This window comes from Actinokineospora cianjurensis, from assembly GCF_003663795.1.
Classification (GTDB): domain Bacteria; phylum Actinomycetota; class Actinomycetes; order Mycobacteriales; family Pseudonocardiaceae; genus Actinokineospora; species Actinokineospora terrae.
The window spans coordinates 46,907-67,417 of the sequence record NZ_RCDD01000011.1 but is presented as its reverse complement, the minus strand read 5'-3'; the positions used below and the strand labels follow the sequence as shown (position 1 = coordinate 67,417).

The 20,511-nt window shown below is 71.0% G+C and carries 14 protein-coding genes; 3 read left to right on the top strand and 11 right to left on the bottom strand.

Annotation, left to right across the window (positions count from 1 at the left end):
* Positions 1 to 64 precede the first annotated feature (64 nt).
* The 4 genes from CLV68_RS32615 to CLV68_RS32600 all read right to left on the bottom strand — a co-directional run bounded on the left by CLV68_RS32615 (position 65) and on the right by CLV68_RS32600 (position 7,970).
* Positions 65 to 3,565: a M28 family peptidase gene (locus tag CLV68_RS32615; RefSeq protein WP_246010246.1), complete on the bottom strand. Its 3,501-nt coding sequence runs from the start codon at positions 3,563 to 3,565 to the stop codon at positions 65 to 67.
* 264 nt (positions 3,566 to 3,829) lie between these two features.
* The gene (locus tag CLV68_RS32610; protein WP_121394886.1) at positions 3,830 to 5,215 is read right to left on the bottom strand and encodes a helix-turn-helix domain-containing protein; all 1,386 of its coding nucleotides are present in this window, start codon (positions 5,213 to 5,215) and stop codon (positions 3,830 to 3,832) included.
* A 290-nt stretch (positions 5,216 to 5,505) separates the two neighbouring features.
* Positions 5,506 to 6,195, bottom strand: a complete 690-nt coding sequence (locus tag CLV68_RS32605) for a response regulator transcription factor (protein ID WP_121394885.1) — start codon at positions 6,193 to 6,195, stop codon at positions 5,506 to 5,508.
* Positions 6,192 to 7,970 (bottom strand): sensor histidine kinase, encoded by a 1,779-nt coding sequence (locus CLV68_RS32600; protein WP_121394884.1) that lies wholly within the window; start codon positions 7,968 to 7,970, stop codon positions 6,192 to 6,194. The genes CLV68_RS32605 and CLV68_RS32600 overlap by 4 nt, the downstream gene beginning before the upstream one ends.
* Before the next feature lie 199 nt (positions 7,971 to 8,169).
* Here CLV68_RS32600 and CLV68_RS32595 point away from each other — a divergent pair, with 199 nt between their 5' ends.
* The gene (locus CLV68_RS32595) at positions 8,170 to 9,933 is read left to right on the top strand and encodes a sensor histidine kinase (RefSeq protein ID WP_121394883.1); all 1,764 of its coding nucleotides are present in this window, start codon (positions 8,170 to 8,172) and stop codon (positions 9,931 to 9,933) included.
* A gap of 72 nt (positions 9,934 to 10,005) precedes the next feature.
* Positions 10,006 to 10,671, top strand: a complete 666-nt coding sequence (locus tag CLV68_RS32590) for a PP2C family protein-serine/threonine phosphatase (protein WP_121394882.1) — start codon at positions 10,006 to 10,008, stop codon at positions 10,669 to 10,671.
* An 873-nt stretch (positions 10,672 to 11,544) separates the two neighbouring features.
* Here the strand turns inward: CLV68_RS32590 and CLV68_RS32585 are convergent.
* The 7 genes from CLV68_RS32585 to flgN all read right to left on the bottom strand — a co-directional run bounded on the left by CLV68_RS32585 (position 11,545) and on the right by flgN (position 19,368).
* Complete coding sequence (locus tag CLV68_RS32585; RefSeq protein ID WP_121394881.1) at positions 11,545 to 13,476, bottom strand: methyl-accepting chemotaxis protein; 1,932 nt, start codon at positions 13,474 to 13,476, stop codon at positions 11,545 to 11,547.
* Positions 13,477 to 13,578: 102 nt separating this feature from the next.
* Positions 13,579 to 15,381, bottom strand: coding sequence for an APC family permease (locus tag CLV68_RS32580; RefSeq protein ID WP_246010249.1), 1,803 nt, complete (start codon positions 15,379 to 15,381; stop codon positions 13,579 to 13,581).
* Between the two features lie 341 nt (positions 15,382 to 15,722).
* Entirely contained in the window at positions 15,723 to 16,136 is a 414-nt protein-coding gene (gene csrA / locus CLV68_RS36060) for a carbon storage regulator CsrA (RefSeq protein ID WP_425454896.1), read from the bottom strand.
* Positions 16,137 to 16,160: 24 nt separating this feature from the next.
* Positions 16,161 to 16,571 carry a flagellar assembly protein FliW gene (gene fliW, locus CLV68_RS32570; protein WP_246010245.1) on the bottom strand — a complete coding sequence of 137 codons (411 nt, stop codon included), beginning with the start codon at positions 16,569 to 16,571 and terminating at the stop codon, positions 16,161 to 16,163.
* Positions 16,572 to 16,606: 35 nt separating this feature from the next.
* Complete coding sequence (locus CLV68_RS32565; RefSeq protein WP_121394878.1) at positions 16,607 to 17,494, bottom strand: flagellin N-terminal helical domain-containing protein; 888 nt, start codon at positions 17,492 to 17,494, stop codon at positions 16,607 to 16,609.
* 2 nt (positions 17,495 to 17,496) lie between these two features.
* Positions 17,497 to 18,879, bottom strand: a complete 1,383-nt coding sequence (flgK, locus tag CLV68_RS32560; RefSeq protein WP_121394877.1) for a flagellar hook-associated protein FlgK — start codon at positions 18,877 to 18,879, stop codon at positions 17,497 to 17,499.
* Positions 18,880 to 19,368: a flagellar export chaperone FlgN gene (flgN, locus tag CLV68_RS32555; RefSeq protein WP_121394876.1), complete on the bottom strand. Its 489-nt coding sequence runs from the start codon at positions 19,366 to 19,368 to the stop codon at positions 18,880 to 18,882. It lies immediately after the preceding gene.
* Between the two features lie 223 nt (positions 19,369 to 19,591).
* Between flgN and CLV68_RS32550 the strand changes: the two genes are divergently transcribed.
* On the top strand, positions 19,592 to 20,461 hold the full coding sequence (locus CLV68_RS32550; protein WP_121394875.1) for a sigma-70 family RNA polymerase sigma factor: 870 nt from the start codon (positions 19,592 to 19,594) through the stop codon (positions 20,459 to 20,461).
* The last annotated feature ends 50 nt before the right edge of the window (positions 20,462 to 20,511 follow it).

Here is a 20,511-nt window from a genome sequence, read left to right as displayed (position 1 = left end):
GCACGACAGCGGGGCGGGACCTGGTGGTCCCGCCCCGCTGCTGTTCAGTTGTCAGAGCACGAGATCAGCTGGTCTGCAGCGCCACATCGTCGATGAGGAAGCTGGTCTGCAGGCTCGCGTCCTCGACACCGTTGAACTTCACGGAGACCGACTGGCCTGCGAACTGACCCACGTTGATGGTCCGCTGCACGTAGGAGCCGCCCGCGTCCACGTTCGAGTAGCTGGCGACCGTGGTGCCACCGACGGTGACGGTCAGCTTGTCGTACTGGACGTTCTCGGTCTCCGCGGTGGTGATGCGCAGCCAGTAGGTCAGCGTGGAGTTGGAGCAGCCCGCCGGGATGGTGACGGTCTGCGCCGCGCTGTCGGTCCGGGTGGAGCCCCAGCCGTTCAGCCACGCCTTGTACGAGCCACCGTGCGGGGCCTCCTGCGCCGAGCTGTCGACGACACCGGAGGTGGTGGTCCACGGGGTGGTGCCGGACTCGAAGCCACCGTTGGCGATGACGTTCGAGCCGGTGCAGTTGCCCGGGTTGGTGTTGCCCACGGTCAGGTTGTACGTCGCCGAGCGAGTCGCGCTACCCACACCGGAGATGGTGATCTGGTAGTTGCCCGCGGCCGTCGAGGAGCCGACGTTGATGGTCGCGGTGGACGACGAGCCGGTCTGCACCGAGCTCGGGTTGAAGGCGACGGTGACGCCCGAGGGGGCACCGGTCGCCGACAGGGTGACGTTCTGCGCCGAGCCCGAGGTGGTCTGGGTCGACACCGTGGTGGTGGCCGAGCCGCCCTGCTGGACGGTGCCCGAGGTCGGGCTCAACGACACCGAGAAGTCGTTGGTCGGCGTGGTGGTGCCCACGGCCTGCTTCCAGATCGTGTACGCGACACCGTCAGCGCTGCGGTCGAGAGCCGTGGCGTTGATGTTCGAGGTGGTGTCGCAGGAGCTGTGGTAGCAGGAGTCGTAGGCGGCGTTCGCGGTGCCGCCCCACTTGGTGGCCTCAGCGGAGGTCTTGCGAGCCGAGGCACCGGTGGCGTAGCCCGAGGACGGGATGCCCGCGTTCTGGAACGAGTAGTCGTCCGAGCGGCCCGCACCCTCGACGTTCTCCTGCGGGGACAGGTTCAGCGAGTCCCAGTACGCCTTGAGCGGCGCGGCGGCGGTGGTGTTGATGTTGTTGATGAAGTAGCCGCCGTTCTTGGAGGCCACCATGTCGAAGTTGTAGTACGCCTTGATCTGCGACCGGGCGGTCGAGCTCAGCTGGTTGACGTAGAACTTCGAGCCGTTGAGGCCCTGCTCCTCGTCGGTCCACCAGGCGAACCGGACGTGCTTGAGCATGGTCGGGTTCTTGGCGGCGAGCTGCAGGGCGTTCTCCAGCAGCGTGGCCGAGCCCGAGCCGTTGTCGTTGATGCCGGGGCCCGCGGAGACGCTGTCCAGGTGCGAGCCGAACATGATCGTCTGGGCGGTGTCGCCACCGGGCCAGTCGGCGATCAGGTTGTTCGACACGTAGGTGCAGCTGGTGCAGCTCTGCTCGGCGACGGTGAAGCCCGCCTGCTGCAGCTTGCCCTTGACGTAGGCGACGGACTGGGTGTAGCCGGAGCTACCCGCGCGGCGGTTGCCGCCCGCGTTCGTCGCGATGGTGTTGAGCTGGGTCAGGTGGCCCTGGACGGCCGCCACGTCGATGTTCGGCGCGGTCGGGTCCGGGTTGCCGCCACCGGTGACGGTCAGCGAGTAGGTCGCGGTGTGGCTGGTGGCGCCCGCCGCGGTCACGGTGATCGTGTAGGTGCCGTTGGCCACCGAGGAACCGACAGCGACGGTCGCGGTGGAGGAGGAACCGGTCTGCACCGAGGTCGGCGAGAAGGACACGGTCACGCCGGAGGGCTGGCCCGAGGCGGACAGGGTCACGTTCTGCGCCGAACCCGAGGTGGTCTGGGTCGCGACCGAGAAGGTGGCGGAGTTGCCCTTGACGACCGAGCCCGAGGACGGGTTCAGCGACACGGAGAACTCGTTGCCCGGGGTGCCGGTGCAGGTGGGCTCACCGGACTGCGCGGGCAGGGTGATGGCGTCCCACGCGGACTTGGTCTTGTTGAACAGGTTGCAGGTCGAGTCCAGGGTCTTCGCCGCGCTCAGGGTGGCGATGCGGTACTTCTTGTAGGTCATGCCGCTGGTCTTGAGCAGCATGCCGCCGTAGAAGACGCGACCGGCGTCCTTGATGCCGATGCCGGTGATCGAGGACGGACCACCCGAGCAGATCGGGCTGGTGGGCTTGCCGCCGCCGGGGTTGTTGCCCTCGGCGAGCAGGTAGAACCAGTGGTTGAGCGGGCCCGCTGCCGCGTGCACCTCGGTGCTGGGGATCGAGGCGCTGTAGCAGTTCGGGTTGCTGCCGACCAGCGACGGGTTGTACATGTTGCGGATCGGACCGTTGCCGACGAGGTTGATCGTCTCGCCGACCAGGTAGTCCGGGACGTCCTTGGCGTTGTTGGCGTAAGCCTCGGTCAGCGCGCCGAAGATGTCACCGGTGCCCTCGCCCAAGCCGGCCTCGGAGGAGGTGCCGCCGGGGGTGTTCTGGTCCAGGCCGTGGCCGTACTCGTGGCCGACGACGTCCATCGAGGCGATCCACTTGTTGGCCGAGTTGCGGCCGATGGTGATCTGGGAGCCGTCCCAGTAGGCGTTCTGCTCGTTCAGGCCGACCTTGGCGGGCCAGCTGCGGCCGGAGCCGTTGTGGCTGGTGCGGCCGAGCCAGTCGCGGAGCATGTTCCACTCCTGCTGGGCGGCGTACATCAGCTCGCCACAGCCGGTCTCCTTGCTCGTCTCCGAGCCGGTGCCCCAGGAGTCCGAGGACTTCGAGAAGACAGCGCCACCGCTGTAGTCCGCGCACTGCAGACCCGGGCGGTTCGGGTCGACGAGGCGGTAGGTGCCACCGGAGTTGGTGGTGTCGATGTTGACGTTGCCGTTCCACTCACCGTTGACGGTGCCGTGCGCGGCGTCCTCGACCTTGTCCAACACGGCGCCGGAGTTGGCGTCGACCCAGACGTTGAGGTGGCTCGGGCCACCCTCCTTGGTCGTGCCGACCAGCACGTGCTCCCAGGCCAGCTTCGGCGCGTCGTTGGTGACCTTGACGACCAGGCGGGAGGACTCGACCTTGGTGGTCTTGGCCTGCAGGCCCCGGGAGGTCTGCTCGGCTGCCGACTTGCCGACCACGGCGGTGGTGGACGGGACGGCCACCTTCGACTTCGTGGCGGCGGCGATGGCCTGGACGCGGCCCTGGCCGTCGGCCAGGACGGTGGCGTCGCCGCCGACGACCGTGAGGCCGCGGTAGCTGCGCTGGTAGGAGACCGAGTAGAGGTCGTTGACGTACGGGGTGACCAGGTCACGCGAGTACGCCTCGTCCGGACCCTTGGCGAGGGCGTCCAGGCCGCTCACGGCCGCGCGGTTGGCGGCGGAGACGGCCAGCGCCTGGTGGTCCTGGGCTTGGGCCTGCTGCTCCTGGCTGGCGAACACCGGGCTGACGGTCAACGCGACCGCCGTCCCGGCGAAGACAGCCAGGGCGACCCCGGCCGTCATCGTTCTGCGCTTCATCGAATACTCCTTGTGGGCAGGGTTGCGCTCGGTGCGCCCTGCTCCGGCCTCGTGGGCTGTGCACCGCCGGGTGGAACGCGAACGTCACCGAGCGCAGCGAAGCATTCAGATATCGCCATGTGACAGTCAATGGAATCCACAGTGGGAACGCCTGATTGTCAAACACCGGCAAATTCGCCCAGCAGGCGCTACTCCGGCGATTTCCCCATAAGTCCTGGTGAATGCCACAACCGCTTTGTCCGATTCGCCAGAACGGGGTTTTCGCTATGGCCGGATCGTATGCCCGCCGGGTTCGGGAACCCGGTCGACGAACTCGCGCACCGCGGCGACCGCGCCCCAGCGCCGCCCGAGCCTGGCGCGCAGCCCGGCCAGTTCCGCGGTGATGGTCGCGCGGCCTGCCGCCTCGGCCTCCACCCGGACCTGCTCGGCGATCGCCACCGCGGCGTCCGGCTCACCGGCGCAGGCGTGCGCGTCGGCCAGCCGCACCGACAGCAGCAGCGCCGCCGGTCGCATCCGCTCGGGGACCAGGGCGGCGGACTGGCCGGTCACCACCACGGCCTGCCTGGCCAGGGCCCGGTTGTCGGTCACGACGGCGAGGTCGCGCAGCGCCGCGCCCGCGGCGGCGTCCATGCGCAGCCTGCCCTGGTCACCGCCAAGCCAGGGGGCCTCGAGGTGGTCGCGTTCGTCGAACAGGCCCAAGGCGGTCTCGGCCGCGGCGACCGCGCGCAGCGCCTCGGCGTCATCCCCGGCGGCGGCGTGCCCCCTGGCCAGGGACATGTTGGCCAACACGGTGGTCCACGGGCGGCCGGGGTCGGCAGCGGCCATCGCGCGCCCGCAGGCGAGCGCGGTGTCGGCGTCGCCGTCGAGCCTGGCCAGGGTGCTGACCTCGGCCAGCAGCCGGACCCGGACGCCGACGTCGCCGACCAGGTCGGCGCGGGCGAGGCCGTGGCCGAACCAGGCCATGCTGAGCGTGGTCTGCCCCCGGTGCATGCGCAGCCTGCCCGCGATGGCGGCGAGGTTGGCGGCCAGCCGCTGGTGGGCGGGGTGCGGGTCGTCGCCGGTGTCGCCGAGTCGGGTCAGTGCGTGCAGGAGCCACTCGACCGCGGGTAAGACGGTCGCCGAGCCGCTCTCCAGGCTCTGCCGCGAGTACTCGACGAGCAGCGCGGTGAGCACGTGCGTGAGGTCGGGTTCGAGTCCCCTCGGCGGGGTCTTCCCGGGCCCGACCAGGGCTAACACGTCGCGGGCAGTGTCGAGGTCGGGCACGGCGCAGCCGAGGTGGCCGTGCAGCGGGCAGCCGATCCCGTCCTCGGGCAGGGTCGCGGGCCAGAACCGCACCGCGACCGGAACCGGCTCCACCCCCGCCCCCGGGAGCAGGGACAACAGGGTGCGCTGGGGCGGGTCGGGTTCCCGCGCGGGCTCCCGGCACAGCGCGATCAGTTCGCCGTCGGCGCCCAGGATCTGGTCGAGGCAGTCGACCAGCCCTGCGGGGGGCACCCGGACGCCGCTCTCCAGCTTGGAGATGAGGCTGTGGTGGTAGCCGACCCGCAGGCCCAACTGGGCCTGGGTGAGCCCGGCCCGCCTGCGCCACTCGCGCATCCGGCGGCCGAACTCCGGCCAGTGCGCCGACTGCCCGCTCGCGTGGCCAGCCATGCCGCCTCCCGCTCGCCCGCCCCGCCAGGGCCGTGGAAATCCGGGGAGCGTAGCACCGGCATTAAGAACGCGGTGTGTTCTGCGGCACACTCCGAACATGGGAATTAAACACACCGGATGGTGCTCGCGACCGGCGTGTCTTTTCGGCGTCCGCGTCGTCGGCATTCGCCCGCCCGGTTACCCTTTCTTTCGGGCCAACCGGACAATAGCGACCAATGAGAATCGAGGCAATTGTTCCGCATGGGTCAATTGTCGGTATTGACGGTGCGTCACCACAGACGGGAAAGCGCTCAGGCTTTCGGGACGTCGTAGCGGTACCCCATGCCGCGGGCGGCCTTGATGGGCGAGTCGTCGGCCGACCAGCCGAGCTTGCGGCGCAGCCGCAGCACCGCGAACTTGACCCGGTCGGCGCCGATGCCGGTCGGGTCGTTCCACACCAGGTTGAGCAGCTGCCGCGGCGAGAGCACCGCGCCCTTGTGCTGGACGAACGTCGAGAGCAGCCGGTACTCGGTGGCGTTGACCTCGGCCTCCGACCCGTTGACGAACACCCGGCGGGACCGGTGGTCCATCCGGACCACGCCGTCGTCGTAGACCTCGGTCTGGCCGCTGCCGCCCGCCTGCTCGGTGCGCCGCAGGATGGCCTCGATGCGGGCCAGCAGCTCGCTGGTGGAGAACGGCTTGGTCAGGTAGTCGTCCGCGCCGCCGCGCAGGCCGCGGACCTTGTCGGCCTCCATGCCGTGCGCGGTCAGCAGCAGCACCGGCACGTCGCTGACGTCGCGGATGCGCTCGAGCACCATCCAGCCGTCGATCACCGGCAGCCCGATGTCGAGCAGCACCAGCGTCGGGTGCGACTCGTGCAGCACCCGCAGGCCCTGGCGGCCGTCCGGGGCGACCACCACCTCGTGCCCGGCGCGCTCCAGGATCACCCGCAGGGCGAGCGCGATGTCCGGCTCGTCCTCGACCACCAGCACCGTGCTCATCGCCGCCCCATCCCGCCCGTGCCGATCCCCTCACCGCTGCCGTTCCCGCCGACCGCCGGTCTGCCGCCCCCGATCCCCTCGATGTCCTCGTCGTCCGCGCCGGGGCCGGTCGGCAGCGTGACCCGCACGGTCGTGCCGACGTCCTCGGTGCTCTCGATGGTCATCGCGCCCTGGTGCACCGCCACGATCTGCTTGCAGATCGACAGCCCGAGCCCGCTGCCGGGGATGCCCGCCGCGCCCGCGTTGGACGCCCTGGTGAACGCGTCGAACAGGCCGGGCAGGTCGGCGGCGGGCACGCCGATGCCGGTGTCGGAGATCGCGATGGTCCAGCTGGCCTGGTCCGCCGTCGCCGACACCCGCACCGCACCGCCGGTCTTGGTGAACTTCAGCGCGTTGGTCAGCACGTTGTCGAGCACCTGGGTCAGCCGCGCCGGGTCGCCGTGGATGTGCGGGCCGGTGCCGACCGCGGCGGTGACCGAGATGCCGCCGCGGGCGCCGATCGGCACGTGGTTCTCGGTGGCCTTGACGACCAGGTCGGCCACGTCGATGTCGGTGAACGACATCGACAGCTGGTTGGTCTCCAGCCGCGAGAGCAGCAGCAGGTCGTCGACCAGGCGCAGCAGCCGGTTGGCGTTGCGGCTGATGACCGCCAGGTGCGCGGCCTGCTGGGCGGAGAACGGGTCCGGGCAGTCCTCCAGCATCTCGGCGAAGGCCAGCACCGCGGTCAGCGGCGTGCGCAGCTCGTGGGAGACGGTGGCCACGAACCGGCTCTTGAGGTTCGCCGCCTCCTCCAGCGCCCGGTTGGTCTCCTCCAGCTCCGAGCGGGCCACCGACTCGCGGGTGATGTCGCGGAAGTACCAGAGGGTGCCCATCGAGGAGCTGGCCCGCAGCGGCACCAGGTCGCAGGTCGCCACCCGGCCACCGGCCAGCGCCAGCCGCACCGCGCGGTGCACGGTGCCCGAGCGCACCATCCGGTCGAGGGTCTCCCAGGCGGGCACCGGGTCGGCGCACTCGCTGGCGATGAGGTCGAGCAGCTCGGCGACGGTGACACCGGTGACCGGGCGGCCCGGCCGGAAGATGCGGTCGAACGCGGTGTTGTCGAGCAGCACCCGGTAGCCGTCGTCGACGACCACCCCGCCCGCCAGGTGCAGCACCAGCTCGCGCAGCCTGGCCCGCTCGACCGCCAGCGCCCGGTCGGCGGCCCGCTTCTCGGTGACGTTGTGCCCGTGCGCGACGACGGCGTTGATGCCGGTCGTCTCCAGCAGGTTGACCATGCTGATCGCGAGCACCAGCCACCGGCCGTCGGCGTGCCGGACCCTGGCGTCCACCTCGACCTGGGAACCGGGCGCGGCGGCCAGGGAGGCGAAGGCGCGCTCCAGGCCCGCGCGGTCGTGCGGGTGCACGAGCTCGCCGATGCCGCGCGCGGGCAGGGCCGTGATCGGGTAGCCGAGGACCTCGTGCAGCGCGTCCGGGGCGACGGCCATGCTGCCGTCCTGGTTGACGGTGACCACCAGGGCGCGGTCGGCGACCGGCTGCAGGCCCGAGCGCGGCAGCGGGACCCCGCCGTCCTCGACCGAGCTGTCGTTGAGGGCGCGCACCAGGCCGATGACCGAGCGCAGCACGGTGGTGTCGTCCGGGTCGAGTCCACCCAGGACCGCCTCGTGCAGCAGGTCGGCCACTCTCGCCGGGTCGTCGCCGCCGAGCAGGCGGGTGGCCTCGTCGAGCAACCCCGCGAGGGCGGGTCTGGCTCGCTGGCCTGCCTGGTCCGACGACATAGGTTCACTCCAGTGGCGGTACGGGGCGTCCCCGGGACAACACTACGAGCGCGACCGGTTCGGGCGGCGGTTTCGAGTCCACGATGGACGTTTTTCACCGTATCGGGTGGACACCGGTAGCGAATCCGGTGCGGAACGGTTGTCGGCACCGCGGTTCGGGGGTGCGGGTTCGCCACACTGATCACGACAAGGAGGTCACATGGCGGACACCTCCGCGGGGAGCTCCCCGTGGGACTGCGCGGCTGTGGTGCGCGCGGTCACCTGGGCCGACCGGTCCGGTCGCGCCGTCCACGCGGCACTGGGCGTGCTGCGCGGGCTGCCCGGCGTGGTCAACGCCGGTGTGGGCACCCCGGTGCCCGGCGCGACGGTCACCGTCGCGCTCACCGCGGGCGGGGCGGTGTCGGTGCGTTGCGACGGCGAGCCGGACCCGCGGCTGGCGCCGTTGGTGGACACCGTCGCGGCCGCTCTCGACGGGGTGCGGGCCGAGGGCGGGGTCGTCGACTTCCGGGACGCGGTGATCGCCCAGATGCCCAGCATCGTGGCGCTGTTCACCCCGGACGGGCTGCTGCGGTGGAGCAACATGGTCCAGTGGCCGGACGGCACCCCGGTCCGCTACGGCGAGACCACGCTGTCGGCGATCACCTCGCTGGTGCACCCGGACGACCAGCCGCAGCTGGCGAACCTGATCGAGAACCTGCACGCCGACAACCCCGGCGGGCAGATCAGGCACTCGGCGCGGGTGCGCACCCCGGTCGGCTGGCGGGTGCTCGACATCGACTTCCTCGACCGGATCGACGACCCGGCCATCGGTGGACTGGTCGCCTTCGCGCACGACATCACCGCGCTGCAGGAGGCGCAGCGGACGAACAAGGTGACCGCGGCCCGGCTGCGCCAGCTGGTCGACTCGCTCGAGGTCGGGGTGCTGCTGCAGGACGACGACCGGGTGGTGCTGACGATCAACACGGCGGCGGCGGCGATGCTGGACCTGCGCGGGGACGCCGCGGGGCTCAGCGGGCAGCGCGCCGAGGTGGTGCGCGGGCTGCGGGGGCTGCCGCCCGGCCACTACACCGGGCTCGACGACCTGGCGCGCCAGTGCATGGCCGAGGGGCTGGCGGTGCGGCGCGCGGTGGTGCCCTTCGGGCCGGACCGGGTGCTGGAGGTGGACTTCCTGCCGATCAAGGACGACCGGGAGCGGCTGGGCAACCTGTGGGTGCTGCGCGATGTCACCGAGCAGGTCGAGTCGCAACGCTCGCTGCAGCGCCGCAACGCCGAGCTGTCGCGGCTGGCGTCGCTGAAGACGGAGTTCATCGCGACGGTGTCGCACGAGCTGCGCACGCCGCTGACGACGCTGACGTCGTTGACCCCGCTGCTGACCGACGGCCAGGGCGACCGGACGCTGGCGCTCGCGGTGGACCGCAACGTGCACCGGATGGCGACGCTGGTGGAGAAGCTGCTGTTCCTGGCCGGGCTGGAGTCGCACTCGCGGCACCTCGACCTGGCGCCGACCCCGGTGGGGCCGCTGGTCGCCGCGCAGATCGCCACCCTGTCGCGGCCCGCGGCCGACCGGTCGGTGAAGGTGGTCAGCGGGCTCGGCGCCGACGCCACGGTGCTCACCGGCGACCGGGACCTGCTGGCCAGGATGGTGCACCACGTGGTGGCGGCCGCGATCGGCAGCTCACCGCCGTCGGCGTCGGTCCACGTGCGCTCGTCGACCGGCGGCGACGACTGGGTGCTGGAGGTCATCGACGAGAACCCGCTGCCGGGCGACTCGGGGCGGCTGTTCACCACGATGACCCTCGGCGAGAACGACGGCGACCTGATCGTCGGCTCCGGCCTCGGCCTGGTCCTGGCCCGCGCCATCGCCGAACGCCACGGCGGCGCCATGGTGCTCACCCCGTCGCACGGCGGCAACGGCGGGACGGTGATCCGCCTGGAACTGCCGCTGGCCGGACCGGCTTCATAACCGGCGGTCAGGCCACGCACAGCCAACGCACAGCTTCCGCGCCGACAGTGGGTATCGGCGAAGGAGGACCCCATGGACTGGCACCTGGCAGGATCCCAAGGCAACAGGCACGTCAACGCGGACGCCGCGGCGTCCGGCACCCCCGGCGGCACCACGGTGCTCGCCCTGGCCGACGGCATCGGCGACACCCCGGCAGCCGCCCTGGCCGCCCGCGTGGCCACCGCAGCCGCCGTGACGATCGGCATCAGCCCCCGCGAGGGCCTCCTGGCCGCCCAACGCGCCGTCCGCGCCCTAGCCGAAGGCGACTGCGTCCTGGTCGTCGCCCACGCCACCCCCACCGGCTACCGCATCGCCTGGGCAGGCGACACCCGCGCGTACACCTGGGACGGTTCGGTGGTCAGCCAACTGACCACCGACCACACCATCGCCCAGTACTTCGCCGACCGGGGCGTCGCCGTGGCCCCACGCCTGAACAACATCGTCACCACGAGCGTCCGGACAGCGACACCGGAGTCCATCGGGGAGGTGGACTCGTACCAGCCCACCGCCCTCCTGCTGACCACCGACGGCGTCCACAAGGGACTGTCCACCTCCCGGATCGCCGCCCTGCTGTCGCACTCCCCCACCCCGGCCACAACCCTGGTCACCGCCGCCCAGGGCGACGACAACGCCACCGCCATCCTGCTGGACCGATCCGAGACCCGAACCCACACCCTGCACCACCTATCGGCCGCCTAGACCAACAGGTCCTCAAGGGACCGATCCAGCGAGACCGACATCGTTGGCCCACACGCGCTCCTCGAAGTCCCCGACGCGAACCGCCCAAGACTTAGCGATGTTGGCCCCCACGCGCCCCTCCCAGGCGATGGTCCTCAACGCGCCCATCGCAGGCATGGGGCTTCCATGTGCCCCACATAGGCATTGGTCCTCAACGCGCCCCACGCAAGCGATGGTCCTCAACGTGCCCCACACGGGCGTTGGTCCTCTGCGCGCCCTTCGCAGGCATTGCTCCTCAATATGCCCATCGCAGGCATGGCCCTCCGTGTGCTCTACACAGGCGTTGGTCCTCAACGCGCCCATCGCAGGCACTGGTCCTCAATATGCCCCTCACAGGCGTTGGCCCCAACACGCCCCTCTACAACGTTGGCCCACAACCGCTCCTCGGATCCGCTGGTGCCAAGCCGGCTCGATGGGGCGGACTTGTTTTGTGTGGGGGGACAGCAGCCGTAGCGTCGTTCACGCGGCAGGGCCTGCTTTTCGGCCCCTGCTTTGCGGTTCTGCCACGGGTGTTGTAGGGGCCCCGCGCAAAACAAGTTCGCCGCATCGAGCAAAGCTCGAAACTCGCGCACAGGCCAATGCCGAAGGCGAGGCGTTGATCATCGACGGCGAAGCCGAGCACGAGAGCCGCCGGTCCCTCAGCTCAAGATCAAACCCGCCACAGCAGCCCCCGATATACAGCCTACCGAGCAGCACCGACACCCCAGAAGGCTGAATCCATCCCCTGTGGACACCCCACCCCCCTGTGGACAACCCCACCGGACACCCCCACCCACCCAACCACAGCAAGAGACCGGGACCCCCAACAGCGGATCCCGGCCCCATGCCCCCGCATCAGATCGTGAACCGCCCCACAATCCCCCGCATCCGCTCAGCAGTACCAGCCAACTCCTCAGCCGCCACCGCAGTGGACACAGCACCGGTCGTCGTCTGCTGGTTCTCCACAACAACTTCCCCGATCCCGATGGCCATCTCCCGCGCACCCGAGGCGACCTGCCCGATAGCCCGGCTCATGTCCCCGGTAGTCGCCGACTGCTCCTCCACCGCCGCCGCGATGGTGGTCTGGAAGTCGTTGATGCGGGCGATCACGCCTGCGATGCCCTCGATGGCGGCGACGGCGGCCTTGGCGTCGGTTTGGATGGCCTCGACCTTGGCGGAGATGTCGCCGGTGGCCTTGGAGGTTTCGTGGGCCAGGTCCTTGACCTCGCCCGCGACCACGGCGAAGCCCTTGCCGGACTCGCCTGCTCGGGCGGCCTCGATGGTGGCGTTGAGGGCCAGCAGGTTGGTCTGGTCGGCGATGGCGGTGATGACCTTGACGACCTCGCCGATCTGCTTGGAGCTCTCCTCGAGGCGGGTGATGGTGTTCTGGGTGGCGATGGCGGCGTCGACCGCCTCGACGGCGACGGCGGCGGCGCGGCTGGCGCCGGAGGAGATCTCGTCGATGGCGGCGGTCATGCCGTCGGCGCCGGTGGAGACCGAGTCGACGTGGGCGGAGACCTGGTTGGCGATGGAGCCGACCTCACCAGCCCGCGCCGCGCTGGACTCGGCGGTGCGGCGCAGTTCGCCGGAGACGGCAGACAGCTCGGTGGAGGCGCTGGCCACGCCCTCGGCGTCGCCCTGCAGCTCCTCGATCGCGGACTTGACCCGGCCGAGGGCCTCGTTGAGCGCGGTGCCCATCTGGCCGACCTCGTCGCGGGTGTCGACCGGGACGCGCTGGGTGAGGTCGCCCTCGGCCAGGGCGCGCAGGGTGCCGACGGTGCGGCGCAGCGGGACGGTCGCCGAGAGGTAGAAGCCGACCAGCAGGTAGCCGACCAGCAGCACGGAGATCAGCGTGGCCAACTCCACCACGAGGGCCTTCTGCTCGAACCCGTCGATGCGGGTCACCAGCAGCGCGTCCAGTTCGGGGACGAGCTTGTCCATCAGCTGGCTGACCTCGGTGCGCGCGGTGTCCCCGGTCGCGGCGGTGATCGCCGACAGGTTCCCGGTCTCCACCGCGGTGTTGACCTGGGCGAGGATCGCGCCGAGCGCCTTCTGCTCGGCGTCCACATCGGACTTCGCGGTGGCCAGCTCGTCGCGGGAGGTCTTCTCGAACGAGGTCTTCACCCCGGTGTCGACCGCGGCCTGGGTGCTCTCCAGCGCGCCGGACGCCTTCGACAGCCGCAGCCGGGTCTCCTGCAGGCGGTCGGTGGAGCCGTCGGCGGTGGCCAGGGTGGCGTCGTCGACGACCTGACCGGCCAGGTCGAGCAGCGCGGGCAGGCGGAACACCAGCGCGTCCATCAGGTAGTACGAGTCGAGGTCGGGGTCGAGGGTCAGGTTCGAGGTGTCCGAGATGGACACGATCAGCGTCAGCAGCGCCGAGGACGCCTTGCTGTACGCGTCGTAGGCGGCCTGGCCCTGACCGGCCTGCACCGCGGTGGCGAGCGCCGTCTTGGCGGTGCTCCACGCCGCGGAGACACCGAGTTCGGCGCCCAGGGTCGCGTCGACGGCGTCGACCCCGGCGATCTCGTCGGTGATCGCGCCGGTGGTGGTGCCCGCGGCGGCGGCCCTGCGGGCGTCCACAGTGGCCGCGGTCAGGGTGAGGACGGGGCGCAGGTACGCGACGCCGTCGCGCTCCTTGGCGCTGAAGTCCACCTGGGCGGTCTGGATGCCGATGTAGCCGTAGGACACGAAGGCCAGCGGCAACAACAGGACCACGGTGAGCAGGAGGATCTTGTACGCGTACTTGAGCCTGCCGAGCAACGCGCTGGCTGGTGCGAACAGTGCCACGACCCACTCCTCACCACTGACGACGTTCGTTTCCCGGACACTCGGCTCAACCGAGCGAGATCTGAGGAGAACGTCATGCGGTCGGGGCCCGGTGTCACCCGGTCAGCCCACGTGGATACCCGGTCTGCGACCGGGGTCCGGCTCGGCGGTGCGCAGGATCTCCCTGGTCACCGGGGCGGTGTCGCCCTGGCCGAGCAGCAGGTAGCGGAACAGGTGCGTGAGCGGGTTGCCCTCCGACCACTCGAAGTAGCACTGCGGCTTGACCCCGGTCGCGTCGCGCAGGGCGAGCAGCAGGGCCGCGATCGCGTTGGGCGCGGCGGGGCTGTCGGCGCGCAGCACCCGGTGACCGTCCACATCGACCCCGCGCACCCGCAGCACGTCGCTGAAGTCCGACGGGTCGACGACGTCGATCTCCAGGAACAGCACGTCCGCGCTGCCGGGTACCGGGTTGAGGCCGCGCTGCTCGATCTCCTTGGCCGCGTACTCCTCGGCGTCACCGGCCTGGCGCTTGTTGGCGATGATGTTGAGCCTGCCGTCGTGCTCGAGCGAGTCGGTGACGAACCGGCGGGCCTGGTCGTCGAACTCGATCCGGTCGGCGCGCAGTTCCGTCGTCCTGGTGACGCGGGAGACCAGCGACACCACGATGACCCCGGCCACGAACACCGCGCAGATCGCGAGGCCGTCGGGCTTCTCGACCACGTTGGCCACCAGCGCGTAGAGCAGCACGAGGGTGAGCGCGGAGAACCCGACCGTCTTGCCGGTCTCCCCGCGGCGCAGCGCCGAGATGGTGACGGCGAACGCCCCGGACACCATCATCGCCAGGATGCCGGTGGCGTAGGCGCCCGCCTGGGCGTTGACGTCGGCGTCGAAGGCGATCGTGATGATGACGCACAGCGCGGTGTAGACGAGCACGACCGGGCGGACCGCGCGGCCCCACTCCGGCGCCATCCCGTAAGAGGGCAGGTACCGGGGCACGATGTTGATCAGCCCGGCCATCGCCGACGCCCCGGCGAACCAGAGGATCAGGATGCTGCTGATGTCGTAGGCGGTGCCGAAGACGTCGCCAAGCCTGGCGTGCGCGAGGTAGGCCAGCGCGCGGCCGACCGCGGCCCCGCCCGGCTCGAACTCCTTGGCCGGGATGAGGACGGTGGTGATGAGGCTGGTGGCGATGAGGTAGCCGGACATGATGAGCGCGGCCGTGGTGAGCAGCTTGCGCGTGTTGCGGACCCGACTGGCCAGCCGCTTCTTGGGCGAGTCCCCGTCGGCGGCGATCAGCGGCATCATGCTGACCCCGGTCTCGAAGCCGGACAGGCCGAGCACCAGCAGCGGGAACGCCAGCACCGCGGTGCCGACGAGGTTGCCGCCGGAGGTCAGCGCGGACCACCAGTCGGCGAACTGGGCGCCGTGGGTGACCAGGTCGACCACGCCGACGACCACGATCACCGCGTTGAGCGCCAGGAACACCGCCACCAGCGGGATGGCGACGACGACGGCCTCGCTGAAGCCGAGCAGGAACACCCCGCCGAGCACGAGCAGCAGGAGCACGGTCACCAACACCTCGTGGCCGTGCAGCAGCGACGGGAAGAACGGGTTCTCCACCATGTGCACGGTCGCGTCCGCGGCGGACAGGGTGATGGTGATGATCCACGAGGTGGCCACGAACCCCAGCAGCACCAGCACGAAGACCTTGCCCCGCCAGAACGGCAGCAGCTTCTCCAGCATCGCCACCGAGCCCTGGCCGTTGGGGCTCTCCCCCGCCACCCGCCGGTACATCGGCAGCATCCCGAACAGGGTCAGCGCCACGATCAGCACGGTCGCGATCGGTGAGACGGCGCCCGCGGCGACCGCGGCGATGGCCGGGAGGTAGGACAGGGTGGAGAAGTAGTCGACGCCGGTGAGGCACATGACCTTCCACCACGCCTGCGGGGTGCCGTGGTCCTCGTGCCCGGCGCGCCCGACCGGCTGCACGCGGTGGCGCAGCAGCCACCTGGCCAGCGGTCGCCTCGGCGGGCCGCCCTCGGTCGGTGAGTCCACTTCGGCCGGGAGCCGGTACTCGGGCTCGGGCTCGGTGGTGTCCTGCTCACCCTCAGGGGTCACTCGCTGCACAGCAGCAGCATGCCGCAAGACACCGGCGAGCGCGGGTTTTCACCACCGCCCCACCGCGGGCGGCCACCGATTGGCGCCACGATGGGTGATTTGCCCGACGCCGAACACCCCGTCGCGCGGACGGGGTGTTCGGCGGGCGATCAGGTCCCCGGCGGGCGGGGCGTCGGGTGCCGCGGGTCGGCGGGTCGAGCGGGCCCGGGTACCGGCGGCCCGGGAACGGGGGGTGTCGGGACCGGTCGCGCGGGTGCGGGTGGTGTCGGCACCGGCCCGGGGGTGGGCGCGGTGTCGACGGCGAGGCGGGCCGGACCGGGAACCGGTCCCTGCCCGCGGTTGCGCAGCGCGTCGGTGAGCAGGGCGGCACCCTCGTCGACCGAGCGGGCGGCCTGTTCGTTGGCCTTGCGCAGCTCCCGGTAGACCTCGTCGCGGTGCACGGTGACGGATCTGGGGGCCTGGATGCCCACGCGGACCACGTCGCCCCTGATGTCGAGCACGGTGACGGTGACCTCGTCCCCGATCCGCACGCTCTCCCCGGTCCGACGAGTCAGCACCAGCACGTGATCTCTCCTCCCCCCACCGCTTCAGGCGGGCAACAACCGGGCTCGGATGGGGAGATCTTCCTCCAGGATCACCTGGACCGCTCGTCGGGTGCTCTGGTCGACGATGACCGGGGCGAGCAGGTTGGCGGTGGCCTCGGCGACCGAGCCAGCGGCGGTGACCACCAGCAGGACCAGCAGGTCTTCCGGGTCGGTCGTGCCCAACTGCTCCAGCACCTGGGCGCTGACCTGCGGGGCGTAGTCCGGGTAGAACGGCGCGGGCGGCACCACCAGGAAGCGCAGCGCCGGGTCGTCGACCGAGCGCAGCGTGAACAGCGGCCCGTCGGGGTCCACGGCGACCAGCACGAACTCGCGGTGCTCCGGGAACCCCGGCATGGGGGTGCGGAACTCGATCGTCGGCAGTGCTTGCCCTGCCTCGGCTGCGGTGGTGCTCACGGCGGACGCGGTGCCTCCTCGGGCAAGAGTCGCGGTCATCGCAGGAAGTCCAACAGGGAGGGCTGCACGACCCGGGCGGTCGCCGCGAGCGCTGCCTGGTAGCCCGCGGTCTGGGTCTGCAGGTCGATCACCGCCTTGGCCATGTCGATATCCTCGATCTCGGACAACCGCCCGGTCAGCGCCAGGACCTGGGTGCTCGCCGTGTCCTGGGCCGCGGTGAGCTGACTGTAACGGCTGCCGACGCCCGCGAGTTCGTTCGTGACACGCGATTTGGCGAGATCCAACCGATCGAGGTCACCGGAAAGGGTGGCGGGGTTGGTTTCCAGGCCGGTGGCGATGGAGGCGAGCACGTCGAAGACGTTGCCAGCGGCGGTGCCGAAGACATCCGCGGAGACGTCGACGCGGACCTGGGTGCTGTCGCCGACGCGGCGCTGCACGCTGCCGGTGTCGCCCTGGTACACGCCGGTGTCGAGGAACGCGCTGGTCTTGTCGGTGGTGCCGCCGAAGACCGGGCGGTCCAGGTAGGTGGTGTTCGCGACCGAGATCATGTTCTCCCGCAGGGAGCGGACCTCGACGGCGATCCCGGCGCGCGCGGACGGGTTGCTCAGCGCGGGCTCGGACATGCCCTGCAGCACCAGGTCGCGGGCCCGGTTGAGCAGGTCGCTGCCGGTGCTGAGCGCGTTCTCCGCAGTGCTCAGGCGCGCGACGCCGTCGGTGGCGCTGCGGTCGTAGCGGTCGCGGGTCGCGATGTCGGAGCGGACCTGCATGGCCGAGACGACCCCGGTCGGGGAGTCCGACGGCTTGGCCACCTGCTTGCCGGTGGTCATCTGCTCGCGCAGCCGGTCGACGTTGTTCTGGCTGGTGCGCAGACCGGCCAGCACCTTGGCCGAGGTGGACTGCTCGGTCACCCGGAAACCCGTCATGGCTAGACCCCCATCCGGTTGATCAGCGTGTCGAGCATCGAGTCCACGGTGGACATGACCTTGGCAGCGGCCTCGTAGGAGCGCTGGTAGGTGATCATCGAGGTGAGCTCCTCGTCCAGGTTGACCCCGGAGGTGGCCGACCGCGCGGAGTCGACCTGGTTGGTGATGGTGCCCTGGGTGGCGGCGGCCTGCTCGGCGGCGCGCACGCGCATGCCGATGTCGGCGACGTTGGTGCGGTAGACCTCGTCCGCGCCACCGGACTTCGAGCCGAGCCTGGCCATCGCGTCGGCGTTGCCGCCGCCGAGGGCCTGGGTGCTGCTCGCCGAGGCGGCGATGTCGGCCGGGTTGGTGGTGGCGACCGTGATGGTGGCCGCGGTGGTGCCCGACATCAGGGCACCGCCCGCGACGCCCGCCTTGGTGAACCCGGCGGCGTTGGCGGTGTTGATGGTCGTGGTGAGCGCGTTGGCGACCTTGTCGAAGCGGGCCAACTGGTCGGGCAGCACGGTGTTGAGGCCGTTGAGCAGGGCGCCTGCCTTGCCGCCCGCGCCGGTGGCGACGGTGTCGGTGTCCACCCACTTGAGGGTCACCGGGTCGGCGCCTGCGCTGGCGATGTCGGCACCGTTGGTGACCTTGAGGTCGCGCGAGGTGCTGCCGCTCACCAGGTTGGACCCACCGAGGGTGATGGTGACCGAGTCGTCGGCACCGCGGGTGAGCTGGCCACCGGTGAGCTCGACGAGCTTGAGGGCGGCGTTGTCGCGCTGGTCGGAGAGCTCGTTGGCGCTGACACCGGCGGCCTTGGCGCGCACGACGGCCTCGTTGAGGCTCGCCAGCTGCTTCGAGGCGGCGTTGATGTCGTTGACGTTGTTGACCAGCTGCGTGCGGCGGTCGGAGTACTGGCCTGCCAGCTCGGCGGAGGCGGCGTTGAGCGTGCTCGCCACCGACTGGGCGCGGGTGAGCAGCTGGGTGCGGGACCCGGGGTCGCCGGGGTTGTCGGACACGTCGGCGAAGCCGGACCACAGGTCGGTGAGCTGGGCCTGCAGGCCGTTGTCGCTCGGCTCGTTGTAGACCCGCTCGACGTCGACGAGGACGTCGTGGTTGGTGTCGGTGGCGGCCTTGCGCTCGTGCTCGGAGCGCACGCGGGCGTCCATGTAGGCGTCCTGCAGGCGGTTCACCGAGGTGACCTGGACGCCCTGGCCGGTGGAGAGCTTGTTCGGCGTCGACCAGAAGGCCGGGACCGGGGAGCCACCGATCGAGGAGGTCTCCAGGCGCTGCCTGGTGTAGCCCTCGGTGCCCGCGTTCGCGATGTTCTGACCGGCCAGCTCGAGGCCCTGGCGCTGGGTGCGCAGGGCGGTGAGGGCGGTGTTGATCCCGTTGAAGGAGCTCATCTACAGGGCCTCGTCCACGAGTCGGGCACCCACGGCGGCGGGTGCGGTGCTGCCGTCGGCGCGGTACAGGCTGCCGTCGCCGCCGCCGCGCACCACGCGCAGCGCCTCGGCGACCGCGCGGCGGCCCGAGGTCAGCAGGTCGCGGTTGGCCTCGACAGCGGCCTCGATCTCGGCCGACAGGGTCGCCAGCGCGGTGCGGTGCTCGGCGAACACCGCCGTCCACGGCTCGTCCAGTGCGTCGGTGAGGGCGGCCAGGCTGGGGCCGGGCGGCAGGCCGAGGGTCTCGGCGAGCTCGTCCACGGCGGCCGCGCGCAGCAGCTCGGTGCTCTGGATGCGCTCGAGCATCAGCTCGACCTCGTAGGTCGCCGACCCCAACCACCTGGTGCGGCCCGCGGCCAGCAGCAGGCTCTCCACCTCGAGCTTGAACAGCAGCAGGGACAGCAGCTCGCGCTGCCGCCAGAGGATCGCTGAGGTCTCGACGGGGTTCATCTGCGCTGCCTCCGGGGGCTTCCTCGATGGGTCTTCGTCAAGCCCTATCGACGCGGCGGGGGCGCGCTTGAGGAATCCGGGCGAAAGCTTCGGGGCCGGTCGCACCCGAGACGCACCCGTAGGGCACTTGGCCAGCACCTTCCGGGCCTCACCTTTGTGACATCGAGGCGGACGCACTCACCGCCTGGAAGTCCCAGACGGATTTGAGCGGCGGAGGAACGACATGGCGGAGAACCCGGGCACCACTCGCACCACCGACACCGACGGCCTGATCGCGGCCAACCTGCCGCTCGTCGGCCACGTGGTCCGCGAGATGCTGGCCAGGGTCCCCGCGCACGTCCGCCGCGACGAGCTGTTCTCCGCCGGTTCCGAGGCCCTCGTCGCCGCCGCCAACGCCTACGACCCCGCCCGCGGTGTCCCGTTCCCGGCTTACGCCGCGGTCCGCGTCCGGGGCGCGCTGCTCGACGAGCTGCGCGGCCAGGACTGGGCGAGCCGCTCGGTGCGCGGCAAGGTCCGCAAGCTGGAGGGCGCCCGCGACGCCTTCGTCGCCGAGCACGGCCGGGTCCCCAACGACTCGGAGCTCGCGACCGCGCTGGAGACCGACGTGCGCACCGTGGTGTCCATCCGCGACGACGTGCAGCGCTCCTTCGTGGTCAGCCTCCAGTCGGTCGTCACCGACGGCCCCGAGGCGTCCGAGATGGTCATCCCGGACGAGCGGGCCACCCCCGAGGACCTCATCGTCGAGCGCGAGCGGGTCGGGTACCTGCGCGACGCGGTCGAGGTGCTGCCGGAGCGGCTGCGCGTGGTCGTCGAGGAGTACTACTTCAACAACCGGCCGATGGCCGAGATCGCCGAGCGGCTCGGGGTCACCGAGTCGCGGGTCTCGCAGCTGCGCGCCGAGGCCACCGCGCTGCTGCGCGAGGGCATCAACTCCCAGCTCGACCCCGAGCGGGTGTCCTCGTCGGACAAGCCGGACGGCTGCGCCGCGCGCCGCCGCGCCTCTTACTACGCCGCTGTCGCGGCGCAGGGCACCCTGCGCACCCGGCTGGCCAAGACGACGGCGCAGGGCGTCCCGATGGACATGTCCGCCTGATCCGCCAAAAAAACTTCCGCCGGAACCTCAGATACCGGCGGGGAACGCCG